This window comes from Cellulomonas sp. IC4_254 (genome assembly GCF_011603975.1).
Lineage (GTDB): Bacteria > Actinomycetota > Actinomycetes > Actinomycetales > Cellulomonadaceae > Cellulomonas.
The window spans coordinates 1-21,880 of sequence record NZ_JAANNB010000043.1; the positions used below are offsets into that span (position 1 = coordinate 1).

Annotated in this window: 21 protein-coding genes; 17 read left to right on the top strand and 4 right to left on the bottom strand. The window is 75.7% G+C overall.

From position 1 onward, the window contains the following. Positions 1–447: 447 nt before the first annotated feature. The 8 genes from rpsB to dxr all read left to right on the top strand — a co-directional run bounded on the left by rpsB (position 448) and on the right by dxr (position 7,583). Positions 448–1,419: a 30S ribosomal protein S2 gene (gene rpsB / locus G6556_RS06595; protein WP_166939661.1), complete on the top strand. Its 972-nt coding sequence runs from the start codon at positions 448–450 to the stop codon at positions 1,417–1,419. A 44-nt stretch (positions 1,420–1,463) separates the two neighbouring features. Continuing rightward, on the top strand, positions 1,464–2,309 hold the full coding sequence (tsf, locus tag G6556_RS06600) for a translation elongation factor Ts (RefSeq protein WP_166939663.1): 846 nt from the start codon (positions 1,464–1,466) through the stop codon (positions 2,307–2,309). 91 nt (positions 2,310–2,400) lie between these two features. Continuing rightward, positions 2,401–3,120 carry a UMP kinase gene (gene pyrH, locus G6556_RS06605; protein ID WP_166939665.1) on the top strand — a complete coding sequence of 240 codons (720 nt, stop codon included), beginning with the start codon at positions 2,401–2,403 and terminating at the stop codon, positions 3,118–3,120. Between the two features lie 64 nt (positions 3,121–3,184). Continuing rightward, entirely contained in the window at positions 3,185–3,742 is a 558-nt protein-coding gene (gene frr / locus G6556_RS06610; protein ID WP_166939678.1) for a ribosome recycling factor, read from the top strand. After that, positions 3,742–4,599: a phosphatidate cytidylyltransferase gene (locus G6556_RS06615; protein ID WP_166939679.1), complete on the top strand. Its 858-nt coding sequence runs from the start codon at positions 3,742–3,744 to the stop codon at positions 4,597–4,599. Before frr ends, G6556_RS06615 begins: the two co-directional genes overlap by 1 nt. 92 nt (positions 4,600–4,691) lie before the next feature. Further along, on the top strand, positions 4,692–5,816 hold the full coding sequence (gene rlmN, locus G6556_RS06620; protein WP_166939680.1) for a 23S rRNA (adenine(2503)-C(2))-methyltransferase RlmN: 1,125 nt from the start codon (positions 4,692–4,694) through the stop codon (positions 5,814–5,816). After that, positions 5,816–6,373 (top strand): DivIVA domain-containing protein, encoded by a 558-nt coding sequence (locus G6556_RS06625; RefSeq protein ID WP_166939681.1) that lies wholly within the window; start codon positions 5,816–5,818, stop codon positions 6,371–6,373. Before rlmN ends, G6556_RS06625 begins: the two co-directional genes overlap by 1 nt. A gap of 25 nt (positions 6,374–6,398) precedes the next feature. Further along, a complete protein-coding gene (dxr, locus tag G6556_RS06630) occupies positions 6,399–7,583 on the top strand; it encodes a 1-deoxy-D-xylulose-5-phosphate reductoisomerase (RefSeq protein ID WP_166939682.1) in 1,185 nt (394 codons plus the stop codon). 12 nt (positions 7,584–7,595) lie between these two features. Here the strand turns inward: dxr and G6556_RS06635 are convergent, their stop codons facing one another. Further along, a complete protein-coding gene (locus G6556_RS06635) occupies positions 7,596–8,999 on the bottom strand; it encodes an FAD-binding oxidoreductase (protein ID WP_166939683.1) in 1,404 nt (467 codons plus the stop codon). A 190-nt stretch (positions 9,000–9,189) separates the two neighbouring features. On the opposite strand from G6556_RS06635, the gene G6556_RS06640 reads away from it, so the two are divergent. The 4 genes from G6556_RS06640 to G6556_RS06655 all read left to right on the top strand — a co-directional run bounded on the left by G6556_RS06640 (position 9,190) and on the right by G6556_RS06655 (position 13,887). Then, positions 9,190–10,434, top strand: coding sequence for a GGDEF domain-containing protein (locus G6556_RS06640; protein WP_166939684.1), 1,245 nt, complete (start codon positions 9,190–9,192; stop codon positions 10,432–10,434). A 12-nt stretch (positions 10,435–10,446) separates the two neighbouring features. Further along, a complete protein-coding gene (locus G6556_RS06645) occupies positions 10,447–11,763 on the top strand; it encodes a site-2 protease family protein (RefSeq protein ID WP_166939685.1) in 1,317 nt (438 codons plus the stop codon). A gap of 73 nt (positions 11,764–11,836) precedes the next feature. After that, positions 11,837–12,973, top strand: coding sequence for a flavodoxin-dependent (E)-4-hydroxy-3-methylbut-2-enyl-diphosphate synthase (gene ispG, locus G6556_RS06650; protein ID WP_166939699.1), 1,137 nt, complete (start codon positions 11,837–11,839; stop codon positions 12,971–12,973). 5 nt (positions 12,974–12,978) lie between these two features. Then, positions 12,979–13,887 carry a DUF4081 domain-containing protein gene (locus G6556_RS06655; RefSeq protein ID WP_346774760.1) on the top strand — a complete coding sequence of 303 codons (909 nt, stop codon included), beginning with the start codon at positions 12,979–12,981 and terminating at the stop codon, positions 13,885–13,887. A 27-nt stretch (positions 13,888–13,914) separates the two neighbouring features. Here the strand turns inward: G6556_RS06655 and G6556_RS06660 are convergent, their stop codons facing one another. Together G6556_RS06660 and G6556_RS06665 are read right to left on the bottom strand one after the other, a co-directional pair. Next, positions 13,915–15,084 (bottom strand): LCP family protein, encoded by a 1,170-nt coding sequence (locus G6556_RS06660; RefSeq protein WP_166939686.1) that lies wholly within the window; start codon positions 15,082–15,084, stop codon positions 13,915–13,917. Between the two features lie 93 nt (positions 15,085–15,177). Further along, positions 15,178–16,083 carry a DNA-formamidopyrimidine glycosylase family protein gene (locus G6556_RS06665; RefSeq protein WP_166939687.1) on the bottom strand — a complete coding sequence of 302 codons (906 nt, stop codon included), beginning with the start codon at positions 16,081–16,083 and terminating at the stop codon, positions 15,178–15,180. A gap of 55 nt (positions 16,084–16,138) precedes the next feature. Between G6556_RS06665 and G6556_RS06670 the strand changes: the two genes are divergently transcribed. After that, complete coding sequence (locus G6556_RS06670; protein ID WP_166939688.1) at positions 16,139–17,950, top strand: proline--tRNA ligase; 1,812 nt, start codon at positions 16,139–16,141, stop codon at positions 17,948–17,950. A gap of 64 nt (positions 17,951–18,014) precedes the next feature. Here the strand turns inward: G6556_RS06670 and G6556_RS06675 are convergent, their stop codons facing one another. Next, entirely contained in the window at positions 18,015–19,187 is a 1,173-nt protein-coding gene (locus G6556_RS06675; protein WP_166939690.1) for a DUF4439 domain-containing protein, read from the bottom strand. Between the two features lie 252 nt (positions 19,188–19,439). Between G6556_RS06675 and rimP the strand changes: the two genes are divergently transcribed. The 4 genes from rimP to G6556_RS06695 all read left to right on the top strand — a co-directional run. Then, entirely contained in the window at positions 19,440–20,018 is a 579-nt protein-coding gene (gene rimP, locus G6556_RS06680; protein WP_166939691.1) for a ribosome maturation factor RimP, read from the top strand. A gap of 2 nt (positions 20,019–20,020) precedes the next feature. Then, positions 20,021–21,151 carry a transcription termination factor NusA gene (nusA, locus tag G6556_RS06685; RefSeq protein ID WP_166939693.1) on the top strand — a complete coding sequence of 377 codons (1,131 nt, stop codon included), beginning with the start codon at positions 20,021–20,023 and terminating at the stop codon, positions 21,149–21,151. 167 nt (positions 21,152–21,318) lie between these two features. Continuing rightward, on the top strand, positions 21,319–21,519 hold the full coding sequence (locus G6556_RS20175; protein ID WP_308281618.1) for a YlxR family protein: 201 nt from the start codon (positions 21,319–21,321) through the stop codon (positions 21,517–21,519). A 177-nt stretch (positions 21,520–21,696) separates the two neighbouring features. Beyond that, the coding region (locus G6556_RS06695; protein WP_166939697.1) for a translation initiation factor IF-2 N-terminal domain-containing protein at positions 21,697–21,880 on the top strand (184 nt) is incomplete at its 3' end.

The following is a 21,880-nucleotide window of genomic DNA, read 5'->3' on the forward strand; positions in this document are numbered from 1 at the left end:
GTGGCGGCGCGTGGCCCCGGGGAGGGGGAGACTGGGGACGCGACGCGCCCGCGCGCCTGTGGAGGACTCGCACCCCGCACGACGGGCACCGCACCACCGCACCGCAACGCCCCGCCGGCGTGCGTCGCGCACGTCACGCCGCCCCGTCCCCGCCGCCGGTCCGGGGCCTGGTGCCCGTCCGGTAGACTTCCTCTTGCGACCGGTACGTGCCGGTCGACATCGCGCGTCATCACCGACGCCCACACCCCCACCGCCCCGGCGGGAGAGGTGCGTGCGGAGGGCCGGCGCCGGCAGCGGTCCGGGACCCACGGGTCCCGGTGTCGGCAAGGGCGTGGCGCCAGGGGTGCTTCCCGGTCGGGAGGCGCCGACAACCGGACGAGCGGGCGCGCCGAGGCGGGCCCGCGATCACTGTGCGCGCCCCCGACGCGGGCGCGCGGAAGGACCACCATGGCCGTCGTGACCATGCGCCAGCTGCTCGAGAGCGGTGTCCACTTCGGGCACCAGACCCGCCGCTGGAACCCCAAGATGAAGCGCTTCATCTTCACCGAGCGCAACGGCATCTACATCGTCGACCTGCAGCAGTCGCTGTCCTACATCGACCGCGCGTACGACTTCGTCAAGGAGACGGTCGCCCACGGCGGCACCATCCTGTTCGTCGGCACGAAGAAGCAGGCCCAGGAGCCGGTGGCCGAGCAGGCCGCCCGTGTCGGGATGCCCTACGTCAACCAGCGCTGGCTGGGCGGCATGCTCACCAACTTCCAGACGGTGAACAAGCGCCTGCAGCGCCTCAAGGAGCTCGAGCTCATCGACTTCGACGACGTCGCGGGGAGCGCGTACACGAAGAAGGAGCTCCTCATCATGCGTCGCGAGAAGGACAAGCTCGCGAAGACGCTGGGCGGCATCCGCGACATGACCCGGACCCCGTCCGCGGTCTGGATCGTGGACACCAACAAGGAGCACCTGGCCGTCGACGAGGCGCGCAAGCTCGGCATCCCGATCGTCGCGATCCTCGACACCAACTGCGACCCGGACGTCGTCGACTACCCGATCCCGGGCAACGACGACGCGATCCGCGCCGTGCAGCTGCTGACCCGCGTGATCGCGGACGCCGCTGCCGAGGGCACGCTGCAGCGTCACTCGGGCGGCCGCCAGGGTGGCGCCGAGGCCGCGTCGGCCGAGTCCGAGCCGCTGGCCGAGTGGGAGCGCGAGCTCCTGGCCGGTGCCGAGGAGTCGCTGGCCGCCACGCAGGCGACCGCCGACGAGGCCCCCGCGGGCGAGGCCGGCGCCGCCGAGGGTGCTGCCACCCCCGGCCAGGACGCCGCTCCGGCCGTCGAGGCCGCCGCCGAGGCCGCCGCGACCGAGGTCGAGGCCACCGAGACCGCCGCCGCCGAGTCCGAGGGCGACGCCGAGTCCAAGTGACCCGGTCCGCCGATCGCACGTACTGACGAGTTAGGACGGAACAGATGGCCAACTACTCCATGGCCGACATCAAGGCGCTCCGCGAGAAGACCGGCGCCGGCATGATGGACGTCAAGAAGGCGCTCGAGGAGGCGGAGGGCGACGCCGACAAGGCGCTCGAGATCATCCGCGTCAAGGGCCTGAAGGGCGTCTCCAAGCGCGAGGGCCGCTCGGCCTCCGACGGCCTGGTCGCGGCCGAGGTCGTGACCGCCGGCGACGGCGAGGACGAGGTCGGCGTGATCGTCGAGGTGAACTCGGAGACGGACTTCGTCGCCAAGAACGCCACGTTCATCACCCTGTCGGAGAAGGTGCTCGCCACGGCGGTCGCCTCCGGCGCCCGGGACGCCGACGCGCTGCTGTCGGCGGACGTCGAGGGCAAGTCGCTGCAGGACGTCGTCGACGAGACCGCCGCGGTGCTGGGCGAGAAGGTCGTCGTGCGCCGCGTGGCCCGCGTCGCCGGCGAGAAGGTCTCGGTCTACCTGCACAAGGTGAACAAGGACCTCCCCCCGCAGGTCGGCGTGCTCGTCGCGACCGACGCCAAGGGCGCCGAGGTGGCGCGCGACATCGCGACGCACGTCGCCGCGTTCTCGCCGTCCTACCTGACCCGCGACGAGGTCCCGGCCGAGACGGTCGAGAACGAGCGCCGCATCGCCGAGGAGACCGCCCGCAACGAGGGCAAGCCCGAGGCCGCGCTGCCGAAGATCGTCGAGGGCCGCCTCAACGGCTACTTCAAGGACGTCGTCCTCCTGGACCAGCCGTTCGCGAAGGACCCGAAGAAGTCGATCGCCCAGGTGCTCGCCGAGGTCGGCGGCACCGTGACCGGCTTCGTGCGGTTCCGCGTCGGCGCCTGACGACGCCACACCCGGTGGCCCCGGCCCTGATGGGCCGGGGCCACCGGCGCGAGATCCCCGCAGCACCCCGCCGATGACCTGGAGGTACCCCATGACCGAGACCCAGCCGCGGCGGGTGCTGCTGAAGCTGTCGGGCGAGGCGTTCGGGGGCGGGTCCATCGGCCTGGACGCCGGCGTCGTGCGCCGGGTGGCCGCCGAGATCGCGGCCGCGGTCGCCGACGGGGTGCAGGTCGCCATCGTCTGCGGCGGCGGGAACTTCTTCCGCGGGGCCGAGCTGGCCCAGAACGGCCTCGACCGGGCCCGCGCGGACTACATGGGCATGCTGGGCACGGTCATGAACTGCCTGGCGCTGCAGGACTTCCTGGAGCAGGCCGGCGTGGACACGCGCGTGCAGACCGCCATCACGATGGGCCAGGTCGCCGAGCCGTACATCCCGCTGCGGGCCATCCGGCACATGGAGAAGGGCCGCGTCGTGATCTTCGGCGCCGGCGCCGGCATGCCGTACTTCTCCACCGACACCGTCTGCGTGCAGCGCGCCCTCGAGACGCACTGCGACGAGGTGCTCATGGGCAAGAACGGCGTCGACGGCGTCTACACCGCCGACCCGCGCACCGACCCGACCGCGACGAAGCTCGACCACCTGACCTACACCGAGGCGATCGTGCAGGAGCTCGGCGTGATGGACTCGACCGCCCTGTCGATGTGCCGCGACAACGGCGTGCGCATGCGGGTGTTCGGGCTCGAGGAGGCCGGCAACGTCACCCGCGTGCTCCGGGGTGAGAAGATCGGGACGCTGGTCACCGAGGACTGACCCCTCGCGCCGGCGCCCCGCCCGGCCGCACCGCACCCGCTGGACCAGAACGTAAGGAGCAACCGTGATCGACGAGATCCTCCTCGAGGCCGAGGAGAAGATGGACAAGGCCGTCGAGGTCGCCAAGGAGGACTTCGCCGCGATCCGCACGGGTCGTGCCAACGCGGCGATGTTCAACAAGATCACGGTCGACTACTACGGCAGCCCGACGCCGCTGCAGCAGCTGGCGTCGTTCAACGTGACCGAGGCGCGCACCATCCTCATCTCCCCGTTCGACAAGTCGTCGATGCAGGGGATCGAGAAGGCGCTGCGCGACTCGGACCTGGGTGTGAACCCGACGAACGACGGCAACGTCATCCGCGTGACCCTGCCCGCCCTGACCACGGAGCGGCGCAAGGAGTTCGTGAAGCTCGCGAAGACCAAGGCCGAGGACGCCCGCATCTCGGTGCGCAACGTGCGCCGCCGCGCCAAGGACGAGCTGGACCGTCTGGTCAAGGACGGCGAGGCCGGCGAGGACGAGGTCGTGCGCGCGGAGAAGGAGCTCGAGGCCGTCACCAAGCGGCACGTCGACACGGTCGACCAGCTCCTGTCCTCCAAGGAGACCGAGCTCCTCGAGGTCTGATGTCGTCCCATCCCGCCGTCGCCCCGGCGCCCGGCACCTCGCGTGCCGGGCGTGACCTGCCCGTCGCCGTCGCCGTCGGCCTCGGGCTGCTCGTGCTCGTCGCCGCCTCGCTGTTCGTCCGCAAGGAGGTGTTCGGCCTCATCGCGGTCGCGGCGGTGGGCGCCGGGCTCTGGGAGCTCGCGCAGGCGTTCGCCCGCCGTGGCGTGCACATCCCCGTGCTGCCGCTGCTCGTCGGCGACGTGGGCATCCTCGTCTCCGCGTACGTCGCGGGGATGGAGGCGCTGTTCGTCGCGTTCGTCCTGACCGTCGGCGGCATCGTCGTCTGGCGGGTGCTGGACGGCAGCGGCCCGCGCGCGGTGCGGGACGCGACCTCGGGCGTGTTCGCGGCGGCGTACCTGCCGCTCATGGCCGGCTTCGTCATGCTGATGCTGGCGGCCGAGGACGGCGCGCTGCGGGTGGCGCTGTTCATCCTGCTCTGCGTCGCGAACGACACCGGCGGCTACGTCGTCGGCGTGCTGATCGGCCGGCACCCGCTGGCGCCGTCGGTCAGCCCGAAGAAGACCTGGGAGGGCCTGCTCGGCTCGGTCGTCCTGGCCTCCGTGGTCGGCGTCCTGGGCGTGCACCTCATGTTCGACGGCGACCCGGCCGTGGGCGCGCTGCTCGGCGTGGCCACCGTCGTGGTCGCGACGCTGGGCGACCTGGGGGAGTCGCTCATCAAGCGCGACCTCGAGCTCAAGGACATGGGCACCCTGCTGCCGGGGCACGGCGGCATCCTGGACCGGATCGACTCGATGCTGCTGGCGGCCCCGGTCGTCTACCTGCTGCTCGAGGCGCTCCAGCCCGTCGCCGGCGGCTGACGCCGGACGCGGCCCGGGCACGCACCGCCGGCTCCCAGCCGGCACCCAGCACCATCCGACACCATCATCACGACGCCCCCGAGGAGGACCGCGTGAGCGCCACGCCCGTCGCACTCAACCTGTCGGCCCCGACCCGCGGGGCCCGCGGCAAGCCGCCGAAGCACTTCGTCGACCTCACGCCCGAGGAGCGGGTCGAGGCCGTCACCGCGCTCGGCGAGAAGCCGCTGCGCGCCAAGCAGCTCGCGACGCACTACTTCAGCCACCTGACCGTCGACCCGGCGGCGATGACCGACCTGCCCGCGGCGAGCCGCGACAAGCTGGTCGAGGCGCTGTTCCCGCCGCTGCTGACCGCCGCGCGCACGCTGCAGGCCGACGGCGGCACCACGGTCAAGACGCTCTGGCACCTGTTCGACGGCGCCAAGGTCGAGTCCGTGCTCATGCGGTACGCGCACCGGTCGACGCTGTGCGTGTCCAGCCAGGCCGGCTGCGGCATGGCGTGCCCGTTCTGCGCGACCGGCCAGCTCGGCCTGACCCGCAACCTGTCGACAGCGGAGGTCGTCGAGCAGGTGCGCGCCGCGGCCGCCGCGCTGGAGGCCGGTGAGGTCCCCGGCGGCCCGACCCGGCTGTCGAACGTCGTGTTCATGGGCATGGGCGAGCCGCTCGCGAACTACAAGACGGTGATGGAGACGGTGCGCCGGATGGTCGCGCCGGTGCCGGACGGCCTGGGCATGTCCGCGCGCAACATCACCGTCTCGACGGTCGGCCTGGTGCCCGCGATGCGCAAGCTCGCGAAGGAGGGCATCCCGGTGACGCTGGCGCTGTCGCTGCACGCCCCCGACGACGAGCTCCGCAACGAGCTGGTGCCGATCAACACCCGGTGGAGCGTCGCGGAGACGATCGACGCCGCCCACGAGTACTTCCAGGCGACCGGCCGGCGGGTGTCCATCGAGTACGCGCTCATGCGCGACATCAACGACCAGGCGTGGCGCGCCGACCTGCTCGGCACCGAGCTCAACCGGCGCGGTCGCGGCTGGGTGCACTGCAACCCCATCCCGCTGAACCCGACGCCGGGCTCGAAGTGGACGGCGAGCGATCCCGCGGTGGAGCAGGAGTTCGTGGCACGCTTGCGCGCACACGGCATCCCGACCACCGTCCGGGACACCCGTGGGTCCGACATCGACGGTGCGTGCGGCCAGCTGGCGGCTGAGGAGGACTGATGAGCGGCGGCGCCATGTTCCGGCGGGTCACCGGGATGCGGACGGGGTACCACCCCGAGGAGGTCGACGACTTCTTCACGCACGCCCGGACGGTCTACGAGCAGGGGCCCGCGGGCGCGCTGTCCAGCCGGGACGTGCGGACCGTGGCGTTCGACCTCGTGCGGCACGGGTACTCGACCACCGCCGTGGACGCCGCCCTGGACCGCCTCGAGGCGGCGTTCGTCGCCCGGTCCCGCGCCGACTTCATCGCCGACCGCGGACGCCAGGCGTGGATGGAGACGCTCGCCGAGCAGGCCCGCACGCTCTACGGCCGCCTGACCCGCCCCGCGGGCGAGCGGTTCGCGCACCCGAAGGGCCGCCAGCCGGGCTACGACGCCGCCGAGGTCGACGCGCTGTGCGACCGGCTCGTGGCGTACTTCGACACGAACGCCCCGCTCAGCGCGCAGGAGGTCCGCTCCGCGGTGTTCACCCGCCGCAAGGGCGCCCGCGCCTACGCCGAGGGGCCGGTCGACGCGTTCCTCGAGCGCGCCGTGGACGTGCTGCTCGCCGCGGAGTGACCTCCGCTCGGGCAGGATGGGGCGGATGAACGCGCGCACCGTCGTCCTGCTCGGCTCCACCGGTTCGATCGGCACCCAGGCCGCCGACGTCATCACGCGGAACCCGGATCGGTTCCGGGTCACCGGGATCAGCGCCGGGGGCTCGGACCCCGTCGCGCTCGCCCGGCAGGCGGTGGCGCTCGGCGTCCAGACCGTCGCCGTGGCCGACCCGGACGCCGCCGGGACCGTGTTCGCGGAGGTCGTGCGGGCGTCGGCGGAGGCGGGGCTGCGGCAGGTCGGCGTCGAGGTCCTCACCGGCCCGGACGCGGCGTCCCAGCTCGCGGCCCGCGGGGCCGACGTGGTGCTGAACGGCATCACCGGGTCGGTCGGGCTGGGTCCCACGCTCGCGGCGCTCGGCTCCGGCAGCGTGCTGGCGCTCGCCAACAAGGAGTCGCTGGTCGCGGGCGGTCCGCTGGTCCGGGTGGCCGTGCAGCGCCCCGGGCAGGTCGTGCCCGTCGACTCCGAGCACTCCGCGATCGCGCAGAGCCTGCGCGGCGGGCGGCGCTCCGAGGTGCGCCGGCTCGTGCTCACCGCGTCGGGCGGGCCGTTCCGGGGCCGCACCCGGGCCGAGGTCGCGGACGTGACGCCCGCGCAGGCGCTCGCGCACCCCACCTGGTCGATGGGCCCCGTCGTCACGATCAACTCCGCCACGCTGGTGAACAAGGGGCTGGAGCTCATCGAGGCGCACCTGCTGTTCGACGTGCCGGTGGCCGACATCCAGGTGGTCGTGCACCCGCAGTCGGTCGTGCACTCGATGGTGGAGTTCGCCGACGGGTCCACGATCGCCCAGGCGTCCCCGCCGGACATGCGGCTGCCGATCGCGCTCGGGCTGTCCTGGCCCGACCGGCTGCCCGACGCCGCGGCGCCCGTCGACTGGACCCGCGCCGGGCGGTGGGACTTCGAGCCGCTGGACGAGGACACCTTCGGCGCCGTCGCCCTGGCCCGGGCGGCGGTCGCCGCGTCGGCGACGCACCCGGCGGTCTACAACGCGGCCAACGAGGAGGCCGTCGCGGCGTTCCTCGCCGGACGGCTCGGGTTCCTCGGCATCGTGGAGACCGTCGAGGACGTGCTCGCCGCGCACGAGGGCGGGCCGGTGCGGGACGTCGCCGACGTGCGGGCCGCCGAGGACTGGGCCCGGGCCCGGGCGCGCGAACGGGTCGCCGCCCGCTGAGCCCGCGCGGGGTCAGCGCTCGCCCGCGGCCCCGACGACCCCGGCCAGGCGGCTCGGCCGGCCGGTGACCCGCTCCTCGCGGTCCGCCAGCGCCGCCGCGCCCGCGCGCGCCGCCGCGGCGGCACGGTCCGCGAGCCGGTGGGCGGCCGACGCGCGCGGCCGCGCGGTCGCACCCCGGGTCACCCACGGCAGCCGGGTGAGCGGCCCGTCGGACCCCGTGAGCAGGTCCGCGAGCGTCCGCCCGGCGAGGTTGCCCGCCGCCACGCCGTCGTCGCCGGTCGCGTCCGCCCACGCGATCCCGGTGCCGGGGTCGAACCCGAGCGCCGGCACCGGGCCGCCCGCCAGGGCGACGCCCCACGCGTGGGTCGTGCGGGCGGTGACGCCGTCGGGCAGCAGGTGGGCCAGGGCGCGGTGCAGCCGGCGCACGGCGGCGGGGTCCCGCCCGGACACCGCCGCGGGTCGTCGCGCGGTGCGCAGGCTGAGCACGAGCCGGTCGTCGGCGCTGCGCAGCGCCCGGACGGGGCGGTGCGTGCCGTCCGCGAGCACGACGCCGCGGCGCAGGCCGACCGCCGCCCAGACGTCGGCGGGCAGCGGCTCGGTCGCGAGGGCGTGCCGGGCGCCCGCGGGGGCGCCGTCGCCGGTGGCCCGGACCGCGAGCGGGGCGCGCACGGTGCCCTGGTCGGTGACGACGGCGCCGGGGGAGAGGCGCACCGCCCGGGTGCCCTCCACGACGCGCGCGCCGTGGGCCGTGAGCACGTCGACCAGCCCCCGGACCAGCGCGACCGGCTGCAGCCGTCCGATGTCCGGCACCAGGGTGCCCCCGAGCGCGCCCGGGACGCGCGCGAGCGTGCCGACGTCGTCCGCGTCGAGCTCCTCGGCCTCGTCGCCCCAGGCCCGTGCGGACTCGGCCTCGGCGACCAGCCGCGCGAGCTGGGCCGGGGTGCGCGCCACGGTGAGCAGGCCGCCGACGGCGAGGTCGCAGTCGACCTGCTCGGCCGCTGCCACCCCGCCCACCTCGACGACCGCGTCGCGCAGCGCGGCCCGCGCGGCGCGCGCGGCGTCGGCCCCGTGCTCAGCGGCGATCCGGGCGGCCGCGGCGGCCGGTCCGGCGCCGTACCAGCCGCCGGTGCGCCCGCTGGCCCCGGCGCCGGCGACGTCCTGCTCGACCACGAGGACGTCGAGCGCCGGGTCCGCCTCGAGGAGGTAGTACGCGGTCCACAGGCCGGTCAGCCCGGCGCCCACCACGACGACGTCGGCGGTGGTGTCGCCGTCGAGCGGGTCCCGCGCCGGCCGCGGGCCCGCGGCGTCCGCGAGGTCGGCCCACAGCGACCGCGACGACGGCTCCCCGTCGGAGCTCCACCGCAGGACCACGGCCCCGTCCCCGGGGCCGGCCCCCGCCTCGTGCGCGCCGTCCACGTCGCCTCCCGGGGTCCTCGGCCGTCCGACCGATCGTCACGGTTCGCCCCGGACGGCGCAAGGCGGTCGCCGGACGGGTGATCCGGCGGGTGACCGGCCGCCCGAGCCCGTCCGACCCGCCGCGCCGCGGGGTACCGTGCCACGACGAGTCCCTCCCCGGCGCCACCCGGGCCGCCCGGAACGAGCCGCGATGTCCGCACCCGCACCGCCGCCGCGGGACCTGCCGGTCGCCCGGCGGTCCGGCGACCCGACGCTGGGCCTGATCCGGCGCGTGCTGCTGGTGTGCCTGCTGTTCGGCGCGGTGTCCGTGGTGGTGGTCGCGGTGCTGCGCTGGGACGACGCCCTGCTGCGCGCGGCCTCGCCGGTGCTGCTGGCGGTCGTGCTGCTGTTCGCGTGGCTGGTCCTGCGGCGCCCCGCCGCGACGGTGCCGGTGTCCCGGGTGGTGCTGCTGGGCCTGGACGCGCTGTGGCTGTCCACGATGGGCAGCCGCCTGGGCACGGCGGCGGGCGGCGGCTGGGACGCGCTGTTCCCGACGACGTTCATGGGCCTGGCCCTGTTCGTGGTGATCGGCTACCTCGTGTTCCCGACCCGGTTCGCCGCGCTGCACGCCGGTGCGGTGGTGGTCGCCACGCTGGCCGTGGGCTGGGCCGGGCTCGCGCTCGGGCCGGCCGACGCCGGCACGCGGCAGCACGCGGTCGACCTCGCGCGGTACGCGGTCTACCTGGCGGTGCTCGCCGCGATGGTGTGGGTGCTGTCGCGCACGAAGGAGCACGCCGCCCGGGCGTTCCAGGTGGCCGAGCACGCCAGCGCGGAGGCGGCCTCGATGCGGGAGATGGCCTACCGCGACCCGCTCACCGGGGCGGCCAACCGCCGGCGCCTGGAGGACGAGCTCGCGTACCAGGCCCGGGTCGTGGGCTCGGGCCTGGACGTGGCGCTCGTGTACCTGGACCTCGACCGGTTCAAGGCGGTGAACGACGTGCACGGCCACACCGTCGGCGACCGGGTGCTGGTGGCGGTGGCGCGCGCCCTGGAGCAGCACGTGCGGTCCGGCGACCTCGTGGCCCGCCTCGGCGGCGAGGAGTTCCTCGTCGTGGCGCCCGGCACGGGTGCCGCCGACGCCCGCGCGCTCGCGGAGCGGCTCCGGGCCGCGGTGCCTGGCGCGGTGCGGGCGGAGGCGCCGGTGGAGGTCACGGCGAGCCTCGGCGTCACCGCGCTGTGCCCGGGCGAGGAGCCCGCGGCGGCGATCGGCCGGGTCGACGCGCTCATGTACCGCGCGAAGCGCGCGGGCCGGGACCGGGTGGCCGTCGACGGCGACGCCGGGCCGGCCCGGCAGGACGGCACGGCGGACGTCCAGCCGGCGCCCAGGATCCCAGGGCAGGATGGGGGGTCGTCCCACCCGCGCCGAGCCGACCCGCTCGGCGGCCAGCCGCACTGAACGGAGACCCGCATGGCCTACGCGATCGGCGTCGTGGTGCTCGTGGTGGGCATCCTCGTGTCCATCGCGCTGCACGAGGTCGGGCACATGGTGCCGGCCAAGAGGTTCGGCGTGCGCGTGAGCCAGTACATGGTCGGCTTCGGCCCGACGCTGTGGTCCCGGACGAAGGGCGAGACGGAGTACGGGGCGAAGGCGATCCCGCTGGGCGGCTACGTCCGGCTGATCGGCATGTACCCGACCCCCGAGGCGGTCGGGAACCCGCCGGTGCGCGGGTTCTTCAGCCGGATCGCCGCGGACGCCCGCGAGGCCAGCGCGGAGGAGATCCGCCCGGGGGAGGACCACCGCGCGTTCTACCGGCTGTCGACGCCGAAGAAGCTCGTCGTCATGCTCGGCGGGCCGGTGATGAACCTGCTGATCGCGGTCGTGCTGCTGGCCGTCGTGCTGGTCGGCATCGGCGTGCAGGGCGCGAGCACCACGCTGTCCTCGGTGAGCCAGTGCGTGCTCCCGGCGGGCTCGACCGCGACCGAGTGCGCCGCCGACGACCCGGCCGCCCCGGGCGCGGCGGCCGGCCTGCGGCCCGGCGACACCGTGCTGGCGTACGACGGCGTGGCCATCACGTCGTGGGACCAGCTCAGCGGGCTCATCCGCGGGTCGGGCGAGCAGGCGGTGCCGGTCGTCGTCGAGCGGGACGGCGAGCGCGTCGAGCTCACCGTCACCCCGGTGGTCGCCGAGCGGCCCGTGACGGACGACGCCGGGCAGGCGGTCCTGGACGACTCCGGCGACCCCGTGACCCGCGAGGTCGGGTTCCTCGGCGTCAGCCCCGGCACCGAGCTGCAGCGCCAGCCGGTGTCGGAGGTGGCGGAGCTGACCGGGGACGCCGTGTGGCAGACCATGAAGGCGGTCGTCACGCTGCCCGCGAACCTGGTGGGGATCGCCGAGAGCGCGTTCGGCGACGGCGAGCGCAGCGCCGAGGGCGTGCTCGGCCCGGTCGGCGTGGCCCGGCTCGCCGGCGAGGTCGCGTCGTCGGACGCGGCGGGCGTCGGGGTCGCGGAGCGGGTCTCCGGGATGCTCAGCCTGCTCGCGTCGCTCAACATCGCGCTGTTCGTGTTCAACCTGATCCCGCTGGTCCCGCTGGATGGCGGCCACGTGGCCGCGGCGCTGTGGGAGGGGCTCAAGCGGCAGGTCGCCCGGCTCCGGAAGCTGCCGCGGCCCCGTCCGGCCGACGCCGCGCGGCTGCAGCCGGTGGCGCTCGCGGTGTTCGTCGTGCTGGGCGGGATGGGCCTGCTGCTGGCGTACGCGGACATCGTCGCGCCGATCACGTTCGGCTGACCCCGCGCCGCTCGGGCGCACCCGGCCGGTGCGGTGCGATGATGGCCCGGTGAGCACCCCCATCAGCCTGGGCATGCCGGAGGCTCCTCCGCCGGTGCTGGCCCCGCGCCGCCCGACCCGGAAGATCCGCGTGGGCAAGGTCGAGGTGGGGGGTGACGCTCCCGTCAGCGTCCAGTCGATGACGACGACGCTGACGTCCGACGTCAACGCGACCCTGCAGCAGATCGCCGAGCTGACCGCCGCGGGCTGCGACATCGTCCGGGTGGCGGTGCCGACGCAGGACGACGCGGACGCGCTGCCGGCCATCGCGCGCAAGTCGCAGATCCCGGTGGTCGCGGACATCCACTTCCAGCCGCGGTACGTGTACGCCGCGATCGACGCCGGGTGCGCGGCGGTGCGGGTCAACCCGGGCAACATCCGGAAGTTCGACGACCGGGTCAAGGAGATCGCCCGCGCGGCGCAGGACGCCGGGGTCTCCCTCCGGATCGGCGTGAACGCCGGCTCCCTCGACCCGCGGCTGCTCGCGAAGTACGGGAGGGCGACGCCGGAGGCGCTGGTCGAGTCCGCCGTGTGGGAGGCGTCGCTGTTCGAGGAGCACGACTTCCACGACTTCAAGATCTCCGTGAAGCACAACGACCCGGTCGTGATGGTGCGCGCCTACGAGCTGCTGTCGGAGCGCGGCGACTGGCCGCTGCACCTCGGCGTGACCGAGGCCGGCCCGGCGTTCCAGGGGACGATCAAGTCGGCCACCGCGTTCGGCGCGCTGCTGAGCAAGGGCATCGGCGACACGATCCGGGTGTCGCTGTCCGCCCCGCCGGTCGAGGAGGTCAAGGTCGGCATCCAGATCCTGCAGTCGCTGAACCTGCGGCCCCGCAAGCTCGAGATCGTCTCCTGCCCCTCGTGCGGGCGGGCGCAGGTCGACGTCTACACCCTCGCCGAGCGGGTCACCGCCGGGCTGGAGGGCCTGGAGGTGCCGCTGCGGGTCGCCGTGATGGGCTGCGTCGTGAACGGCCCCGGCGAGGCGCGCGAGGCCGACCTGGGCGTGGCGTCCGGCAACGGCAAGGGCCAGATCTTCGTGCGCGGCGAGGTCGTGCGCACCGTGCCCGAGTCCGCGATCGTCGAGACCCTGATCGACGAGGCGATGCGGATCGCCGCGAGCATGGAGCCGGTCGGCGACGGCCCCGGCGGCCCCGTGGTGACGGTGGGCTGACACCGGTGCGGGGGCTCTGGGAGGACCTGGCGGCGGGGCGGCCGCCGGCGGGCACGGGCGGCGCGCGGGTGCTGGCCGACGCCGACCTCCCGCGCGCGCTGGCGCTGTGCGCGCGGGACCCGGTGGCGGCCGTGCTCGCGACCACCCGGCTGGAGCAGGCCGCGGTCGTGGGGCTGCGCCGGTCCGGCGGGCAGCTGTGGGGCTACGAGGTCGACGGCGCGCTGGTCGCGATCGCCTGGGCGGGCGCGAACCTGGTGCCGGTGGCGCCGGACGCGACCGTCCGGGCGGCGGCTCTGGACGCGTTCGCGGCGATGGGCCGGGCGCAGGGCCGGCGCTGCTCGTCCGTGGTCGGCGACGCCGAGGCCGTGCTGCCGCTCTGGGAGCGGCTCGCGCCCGCGTGGGGCGTCGTCCGCGAGGTCCGCGCGGAGCAGCCGTCCATGGTCATCGACGGCGACCCGGCGCTGGCGCCCGACCCCGCGGTCCGGCGGTCGGTGCCCGAGGAGTACGAGCTGGTGCTGCCGGCGTGCGTGCGGATGTTCACCGAGGAGGTCGGCTACTCGCCGATCGGCGGCACCGGCGGGGCGTACGAGGCCCGCGTGCGGTCGCTGGTGCGCGAGGGCCGGTCGTTCGTCCGGGTCGACCCGGGTGCCGACGGGGCGCCGCAGGTGGTGTTCAAGGCCGAGCTCGGCGCGGTCGCCGGCGGGGTCGCCCAGGTGCAGGGCGTCTGGGTGGAGCCGACGCGTCGCGGGGAGCGGCTGTCCGAGGCCGGGATGGCCGCGGTGGTCGTGGCGACGCGGCGCGACGTCGCGCCGACGGTGTCCCTGTACGCGAACCACTACAACGAGCGGGCGCTCGCGGCGTACCGCGCGGTGGGCTTCCGCCGCGTCGGCACCTACGCGACGGTGCTGTTCTAGCCGGCCGGCGGTCCGCGGCCGACCCCGTCAGGCGCCGGCGGTCGTGCCGGCCGTGGCCGTGGGCGCGTCCGTCAGCGGCTGGTCGGCCGCGAGGCGGTCCCACAGGTCCTGCGCCTGCGAGGTCCACACCACGCGGTCGGGGTCCTGCGGCGCCTCGGCGACCGGGACGGTCACCGGCTGCAGGGTCGCCGGGTCGACGTCGCGCAGGGTCAGCGCCAGGCCCGCGAGGTCCCGCACGTCCGCGAGGCCCTCGCTGACCGACAGCGACCGGGTGACGGAGGTGAGCACCGGCATGAGGGTGCCCGGGTCGGAGAGCAGGCCCGCGCCCTGCACCTGGGCCGCCAGCGCGTCGACGAGCTGCTGCTGCCGCTCGATGCGCGCGAGGTCCGAGCCCAGTTCGAGCCCGTTGCCGGTGCCGGTGCGCGCGCGCAGGAACTGCAGCGCGGTGGTGCCGTCGAAGGTCTGCGGCCCGGCGGGCACGTGCAGGCCGGCCTTCGGGGAGTCCATCGCCTCCGGCAGGTCCATCGGCACGCCGCCCAGGGCGTCGATGACGTCCCGGACGCCGTCCATCTTCACGACGATGCTCTCGTCCGTGCGCAGCCCGCTGCTCTGCTCGAACGTGCGCCGGGTGCAGGCCGCCGCCGCGGCGAGGTTCTCGGTGTCGCCGCCGCCGATGTGGAACGCGTCGTTGAACATCGTGTCCGCCCGCGGCTCGGTGGTGCTGCCGTCCTCGAGCGTGCAGGACGGGATGTCGACCAGGGAGTCGCGGGGGATCGAGACCACGTCCACCCGGCTCCGGTCGGCCGACAGGTGCACGAGCATGGTGGTGTCGGACCGCATGCCGTCGACGTCACCGGCGATCTCCGCGTTCTCGCCGTCCCGCAGGTCGGTGCCCATCACGAGGATGTTGAGCGGCCGGCCGGCGTAGCCGTCGACCGGGTCCTGCTCGGCGGGCGCGGTCGGGCGGTCGTCGCCGAGGAACTGGTCCACGTCGGCGGCGTCGATGCTGCCCTGCACCTGCGCGTACAGCGCGACGGCCCCGGTGGTGCCCCCGAGCGCGAGCACGCCGGCGGTCGCGGCGGCGATCCGGGCGACGCGCCGGCCGACGCCGACGCGGCTGCGGCGCACGTGCCGGGCGGGGCGCTGCACGGCACGGCTGTGCCGGACGGGGCGGTCGCTCCTGGTGGTCTCGGGCATGCGCCCCACGCTAGGGAAGGTCCCGCGGGGGCCGCTCGGCGAGGGCGGAGAGCCCTGGGAGGGATCCTGTGCGGGAGGTGTGAAGCCGGGCCGTCAGCGCAGCAGCCGGGACATCCGCCGGTCGGCCAGCGGCTTGCCCCCCGTCTGGCACGTGGGGCAGTACTGCAGCGACGAGTCGGCGAACGAGACCTCGTGCACGGTGTCCCCGCACGGCACGCCGTCCCACCCGGGGCACGCCTCGCCCGTGCGGCCGTGCACCCGCATCCCGCGGCGCTTGGCGTCCTTCAGCTCCGCGGCGGGCCGGCCGGCGGCCGTCGCCACCGCCTCGCGCAGCACGCCGACCGTCGCGGCGTGCAGCCGGGCGACCGCGTCGGCGTCGAACGACCGCGTGAGCGCGAACGGGCTGGTCCGCGCCACGAGCAGGATCTCGTCGGAGTACGCGTTGCCGATGCCGGCGATCGTCCCCTGGTCGCGCAGCAGCCCCTTGACCTGCTGGTTGCGCGCGGCCATGAGCGCGCCGAGCCGCTGCGGCGTGAACTCCTCCGACAGCGGCTCGACGCCGAGCGTGGCGACCTGCGGCACCTCGGCCGGGTCCGCGACGACGTGCACGGCGAGCCGCTTGCGGGTGCCCGCCTCGGTGAGGTCGAAGCCCGACCCGTCGTCCAGGCGGACCCGCAGGGCGAGCGGCGACTTCCCGGGCCGCACGGGCGTCGCGGGCAGCTGCTCTGACCACCGCAGCCAGCCCGCGCGGGCCAGGTGGAACACGAGGTGCAGCGGGTCGCCGAGCCCGCCGCCCGCCGCCGGCGGCGCGATGCCGAGGTCGAGCCACTTGCCGTGCCGGCCGGCGGAGACGACGGTGCCGCCGGTGAGGTCGGCGGGCGCGGGGCGGAACGTCTTGAGGGCGCTGATCGCCCCGACCTCGACCCCCGCGACGGTGCGCCCGACGGCGCGCTCGCGCAGGAAGGCGGCCAGCGACTCGACCTCGGGCAGCTCGGGCATGGACCCATGGTGGCCCAGGCGTCCGACACCCGGCACGCCCACTAGGCTGCGGCCCATGCTGCTACGCCTGTCCACGCTCTTCGTCCGCACCCTGCGCGAGGACCCGGCCGACGCGGAGGTGGCCAGCCACAAGCTGCTCGTCCGCGCCGGCTACATCCGCCGCGCCGCCCCCGGCATCTACACCTGGCTGCCGCTGGGCCTGCGGGTGCTGGCCAAGGTCGAGCAGGTCGTGCGCGAGGAGATGGCCGCGGCGGGCGCGCAGGAGGTGCACTTCCCGGCGCTGCTGCCGCGCGAGCCCTATGAGGCGACCGGCCGGTGGACCGAGTACGGCCCGAACCTGTTCCGCCTGCAGGACCGCCGCGAGAACGACTACCTGCTCGCGCCGACGCACGAGGAGATGTTCACGCTCCTGGTCAAGGACCTGTACTCCTCGTACAAGGACCTGCCGCTGACGCTGTTCCAGATCCAGACCAAGTACCGCGACGAGGCCCGCCCGCGCGCCGGCCTGATCCGCGGCCGCGAGTTCATCATGAAGGACGCCTACTCCTTCGACGTGGACGACGCGGGCCTGGAGGCCTCCTACGCCGCGCAGCGCGCCGCGTACCAGCGGGTGTTCGAGCGCCTCGGCCTGGAGTACGTGATCGTGGCGGCGACGTCCGGCGCGATGGGCGGCTCCCGCTCCGAGGAGTTCCTCAACCCGACGGCGATCGGCGAGGACACGTTCGTGCGTTCGCCCGGTGGCTACGCCGCGAACGTCGAGGCCGTCACGACGCCCGTGCCGCCGGCGCTGCCGTACGACGACGCCCCGGCCGCGCACGTCGAGGACACCCCGGACACCCCGACCATCGAGTCGCTGGTCGCGGTCGCGAACGAGCGGTTCGCGCGCCCGGACCGCGCCTGGACGGCCGCCGACACGCTGAAGAACGTCGTGCTGGCGCTGGTCCAGCCGACCGGCGTCCGCGAGCTGCTGGTCGTCGGCCTGCCCGGCGACCGCGAGGTCGACCTCAAGCGCCTGGAGGCCGCCGTGGCCCCGGCCGAGGTCGAGCCCGCCGTCGAGGCCGACTTCGCCGCGCACCCCGAGCTGGTCAAGGGCTACATCGGCCCGCTCGCGCTCGGCCCGAACCCGGAGGGCCTGGCCGCCGACGCCGAGGGCCGCACCGCGGTGCGGTACCTGCTCGACCCGCGCGTGGTCGAGGGCACCCGGTGGATCACCGGCGCGAACGAGCCCGGCAAGCACGTGTTCGACCTCGTGGCCGGCCGCGACTTCACCGCGGACGGCACGGTCGAGGCCGCCGAGGTCCGCGCCGGCGACGAGGCGCCCGACGGCTCCGGCCCGCTGGAGCTCGCGCGCGGCATCGAGATCGGCCACATCTTCCAGCTGGGCCGCAAGTACGCCCAGGCGCTCGGGCTGACCGTGCTGGACCAGAACGGCAAGTCCCAGGTCGTCACGATGGGCTCGTACGGCATCGGCGTCTCCCGGGTGCTCGCGGCGCTGGCCGAGGCGAACCACGACGACCGCGGCCTCGCCTGGCCGGCCGGCGTGGCGCCGGCGCAGGTGCAGATCGTCGCGACCGGCAAGGACGCGGCGGTGTTCGAGGCGGCGGAGTCCCTGGCGCAGACCCTGGACTCCCGCGGCGTCGAGGTGCTGTACGACGACCGGTTCAAGGTCTCGCCCGGCGTGAAGTTCGCCGACGCGGAGCTGCTGGGCGTGCCGCTGACCGTCGTCGTGGGCCGCGGGCTCGCCGACGGGCTGGTCGAGGTGCGGCCGCGGGTCGTCGTCGAGGGCGGGCCGCAGGCCGAGCAGGTGCCGGTCGCCGAGGCCGCGGACCGCGTGGCCGAGCTGGTGGACGCGCTCCTCGCGCGCTGACCGCGCGCGCCGCGACGGCCCCGCACCCCGCCCCAGGTGCGGGGCCGTCGCCGCGTCCGGGAGGTCAGCCCGCGGACGCGGTCGGCGTCGGCGTCGCCGTGGGCTCCGGCAGGCCCGGCAGCGCCGTCGGGGCCGCGCCCCAGGCCAGCGACTCGACGGCGGCGGTGCGCAGGCCGTCGACCGCCGCGGTCCGGTCCGCGGTCGACGCGCCGGTCTCGAGCACCGCGTCGGCGTGCACGGCGGCCAGGTCGGTCAGCAGCCCCGCCGCGAAGGCGCGCACGGTCTCGGCGGAGGACAGGTCCGCGTCCAGCTCGTAGGCCACGCGCCGGGGGTCCTCGGCGGTGCCGGCGACGCCGACGGCCTCGGCCCAGGCGGTCGCGGCGGCGCGGTGCGCGGCGGCGGCGGTGCGGGCGCGGGCCCGGGCGTCGTCGGACAGCCGGGCGGCGGCGACCTCGAAGCCGTAGCCGGCCTGGTCCTCGGCGCGCACCAGCGCGAGCGCGTCGGAGCGGTCGAGGTCCGTGCCGAGCGCGTCGGCGGCCCCGGTCGACGTGGGCGCGGGCGTCGGGCCGGGCGAGCCGGACGCGGTCCCGGACGCCGACGGCAGCGCCGCCGAGCCGTCACCGGAGCCGGACCCGTCCGCGGAGCCGCCGGCCGTGAAGCCGTCCTCGGGCTCCGCGTCCACCGGCGGCGCCTCGGTGCCGAGCGCGCCCGCGAGCCGGTCCGTGAGCTGCGCGCGGGACGCGGCGACGGACGCGAGCAGCCGGGCCAGGCCGGGCTCGTCGGTCGCGCGGGCGTCGGCGCGGGCCTCGGAGGCGGCGTCCCCGAGCAGCGCCAGGACGTCGGCGGGCGTGGCGGCCGGGCCGGTGGCCGACGGCGTGGGGGAGGGCGTCGCGCCCGGCGCGTCGGCCAGCCCGGAGTCGTAGACCCCGCCCAGCGCCTCGACCTGCGACGCGGCCGTCGAGGAGACCAGCCCCAGGACCCCCGCGACGTCCTCGTCGGCGCCCGGCCCGGCGGCGTCCGCCGCGGCGGCCAGCGCCAGCGCGTCGTCCACCGCGTCCCGCCGGACCTGCTCCGCGGCGTCGGGCACGGGCTCGGCGGGCGGGTCGGTCTCGAGGCGCAGGCCGCAGCCCGACAGCAGCGCGGCGGTGCCGAGCGCCAGCGTGACCGCGAGGGCGCGGGCGCGCGGGGACCGGACGGGTGCGGGGCGCGCGGACGGGCGCGGGGCGGTGCGGGGCATCGCGGGCGATCCTGCCACGCCCGCGCGCCCCCCGACCGGACCCGAGGTCCGCGGTGTCGCGCACGTCGCACCCGGTCCGGGGCCCGTCCGGCGGGTGCGGCGCCCGGGAGTCAGTACGCTGGTCGCAGCACGCGGTCGCACCGCGCGCCGCTCCACCGTGCAGGACCGACAACCACACAGCGTCGACGTCCCCGGTGTCGGCGTGCGCGCGACGAGGCCGCACCCCGCCGAGGACCGACACAGGAGGTCAACATGCCCGCGCCCGCCAGCGCGCAGCGCATCCGGGAGACCATCGAGCCGGTGGTGACCGCCGCCGGCCTGTGGCTGGAGGACGTCGAGCTGGGCCGCGAGGGCGGCCAGGCCGTGGTGCGCGTCGTGCTCGACGCGGCCGAGGACGTCGAGGAGCAGGTCGACCTGGACGGCGTCGCCGACGTGTCCCGTGCCGTGTCCGCGGCGCTCGACGACCTGGACGGCCTGCCCGACCGGTACACCCTGGAGGTGTCGAGCCGCGGGGCCACCGCGCCGCTCGTGGCCCGCCGGCACTACGCGCGGGCCATCGGCCGGCTCGTGGTGCTCCGGCTCGTCGACGGCCAGTCGGTCACCGGCCGCGTCGTCGACGTGGAGCGCGGGGCGACCGACGACGAGGACGCCGTGGTGGTGACGCCCGAGACGCCGGGCGTCAAGGGCCGCCCGGCCAAGATCGGCGAGCCCGTCCGCCTGCCCCTGACGCAGGTCCGCGAGGGCCGCGTCGAGGTGGAGCTGGTCCGGGACAAGGACGACGCACGGGGCGGCGACTCCGCCCCCGACGGGCCGCAGGGCCGGGAGGACTGATCGTGGACATCGACATGCAGGCGCTGCGGCTCATCGAGCGGGAGCGCGAGATCAGCCTGGACGTGCTCGTCTCGGCCATCGAGCAGGCGCTCCTGTCCGCGTACCACCGGACGCCGGACGCCCACCCGGACGCGCGGGTCGAGCTCGACCGCCGGTCCGGCCACGTCACCGTGTGGGCGCGCGAGCGCACCGTGGTGCCCGCGCCGGACGCGCCGGAGCCCGCGGACGACGAGGACGGCACCGTGACCGCGGTCCCGCCGACCACCACGACCGTGGGTCCCGAGTTCGACGACACCCCGGCCGGCTTCGGCCGGATCGCGACCGCCACCGCGCGCCAGGTGATCGTGCAGCGGCTGCGCGACGCCGAGGACGACCAGGTGCTCGGGCAGTTCCGCGGCAAGGAGGGCGAGGTCCTCGGCGGCGTCATCCAGCAGGGCCGCGACCCGCGCGTCGTGCTGGTGGACGTCGGCGGCACCGAGGCCGTGCTGCCCGCCCACGAGCAGGTGCCGACGGAGAAGTACGTGCACGGCGAGCGGATCCGCGCGCTGGTGCTCGACGTCTCGCGCGGCTCGAAGGGCCCGCAGATCACCCTGTCCCGCACGCACCCGAACCTCGTCCGCAAGCTGTTCGAGCTGGAGGTCCCGGAGATCGCCGACGGGCACGTCGAGATCACCGCGCTGGCCCGCGAGGCGGGGCACCGCACCAAGATGGCCGTGCGGTCGCGGGTGCAGGGCCTCGGCGCGAAGGGCGCGTGCATCGGCCCGCTCGGCGCCCGCGTGCGCGCCGTGATGGCGGAGCTGCACGGCGAGAAGATCGACATCGTCGACCACTCGGACGACCCGGCCGAGATGGTGGCGCACGCGCTGTCGCCGGCGCGGGTGCTGTCCGTCACGGTCGTGGACCCGGCGGCCCGCGCGGCGCGCGTGGTCGTGCCGGACTACCAGCTGTCGCTCGCGATCGGCAAGGAGGGCCAGAACGCCCGCCTCGCCGCGAAGCTGACCGGCTGGCGCATCGACATCCGGTCCGACGCGCAGGGCGCCGACGGCGGTCACGACGGGGCGCACGAGGCGGCGCAGGCCGCCGGTTCGCCGTCGGCCGAGGCCGACGGGGGCGCCGCCGGTCGAGTCGGGTGACGTCGCGCGCTAGACTGGGGTCGGCTGGGCCGGACGCCCGGCTCTCCTCGCCGAGCAGGCGCCACCCCGACACCCACGCAGCGGACGACGTTGCGGAGGTCGTCGTGGGCCCGGTGCGCACGTGCGTGGGGTGCCGGAACGCCGGTCCGAGGTCGGTCCTGCTGCGCGTGGTCGCGGCGACGACGGACGCGGGAGACCCCGCGGTCGTGGTCGACGTGCGCCGGGCGCTGCCGGGCCGGGGTGCCTGGCTGCACCCCGATCCTCACTGCCTCGAGCTCGCCGAGCGCCGTCGTGCGTTCCCGCGGGCCCTGCGTCTCGCGGGGCCGCTGGACACGTCCGCGGTGCGGGAGCACCTCGGGGTGGTGTGAGGAGGACCGTCGCCGCCCGGGCAACCCGCCGGGGTGGCATGTGCACCGTCGAACAGGGAAAGCGGGTCGAAGAGCCGATGGCTGCCCGATGAGCACGCACCGATGAGTACCCAGCGATGAGTACCCAGCACTAACGACGGTCCGACCCTGTCCGGGCGGGCCGAGACAGGGAGAGATGTGGCCAAGGTCCGCGTCTACGAGCTCGCCAAGGAGCTCGGAGTCGACAGCAAGTCCCTCATGACCAAGCTGAACGAGCTCGGAGAGTTCGTGCGCTCGGCGTCCTCGACGATCGAGCCGCCGGTGGTCCGCAAGCTGCGGGACACCTACCCGGCCGGTGGCGGCGCGAAGCCCGCCGCGAGCC

Coding starts and splice junctions, on each gene's coding strand:
- rpsB (WP_166939661.1), top strand. CDS start 448: ATGGCCGTCGTGACCATGCGCCAGCTGCTCGAGAGCGGTGTCCACTTC.
- tsf (WP_166939663.1), top strand. CDS start 1,464: ATGGCCAACTACTCCATGGCCGACATCAAGGCGCTCCGCGAGAAGACC.
- pyrH (WP_166939665.1), top strand. CDS start 2,401: ATGACCGAGACCCAGCCGCGGCGGGTGCTGCTGAAGCTGTCGGGCGAG.
- G6556_RS06615 (WP_166939679.1), top strand. CDS start 3,742: ATGTCGTCCCATCCCGCCGTCGCCCCGGCGCCCGGCACCTCGCGTGCC.
- G6556_RS06625 (WP_166939681.1), top strand. CDS start 5,816: ATGAGCGGCGGCGCCATGTTCCGGCGGGTCACCGGGATGCGGACGGGG.
- dxr (WP_166939682.1), top strand. CDS start 6,399: ATGAACGCGCGCACCGTCGTCCTGCTCGGCTCCACCGGTTCGATCGGC.
- G6556_RS06640 (WP_166939684.1), top strand. CDS start 9,190: ATGTCCGCACCCGCACCGCCGCCGCGGGACCTGCCGGTCGCCCGGCGG.
- G6556_RS06645 (WP_166939685.1), top strand. CDS start 10,447: ATGGCCTACGCGATCGGCGTCGTGGTGCTCGTGGTGGGCATCCTCGTG.
- ispG (WP_166939699.1), top strand. CDS start 11,837: ATGCCGGAGGCTCCTCCGCCGGTGCTGGCCCCGCGCCGCCCGACCCGG.
- G6556_RS06660 (WP_166939686.1), bottom strand. CDS start 15,084: ATGCCCGAGACCACCAGGAGCGACCGCCCCGTCCGGCACAGCCGTGCC.
- G6556_RS06665 (WP_166939687.1), bottom strand. CDS start 16,083: ATGCCCGAGCTGCCCGAGGTCGAGTCGCTGGCCGCCTTCCTGCGCGAG.
- G6556_RS06670 (WP_166939688.1), top strand. CDS start 16,139: ATGCTGCTACGCCTGTCCACGCTCTTCGTCCGCACCCTGCGCGAGGAC.
- G6556_RS06675 (WP_166939690.1), bottom strand. CDS start 19,187: ATGCCCCGCACCGCCCCGCGCCCGTCCGCGCGCCCCGCACCCGTCCGG.
- rimP (WP_166939691.1), top strand. CDS start 19,440: ATGCCCGCGCCCGCCAGCGCGCAGCGCATCCGGGAGACCATCGAGCCG.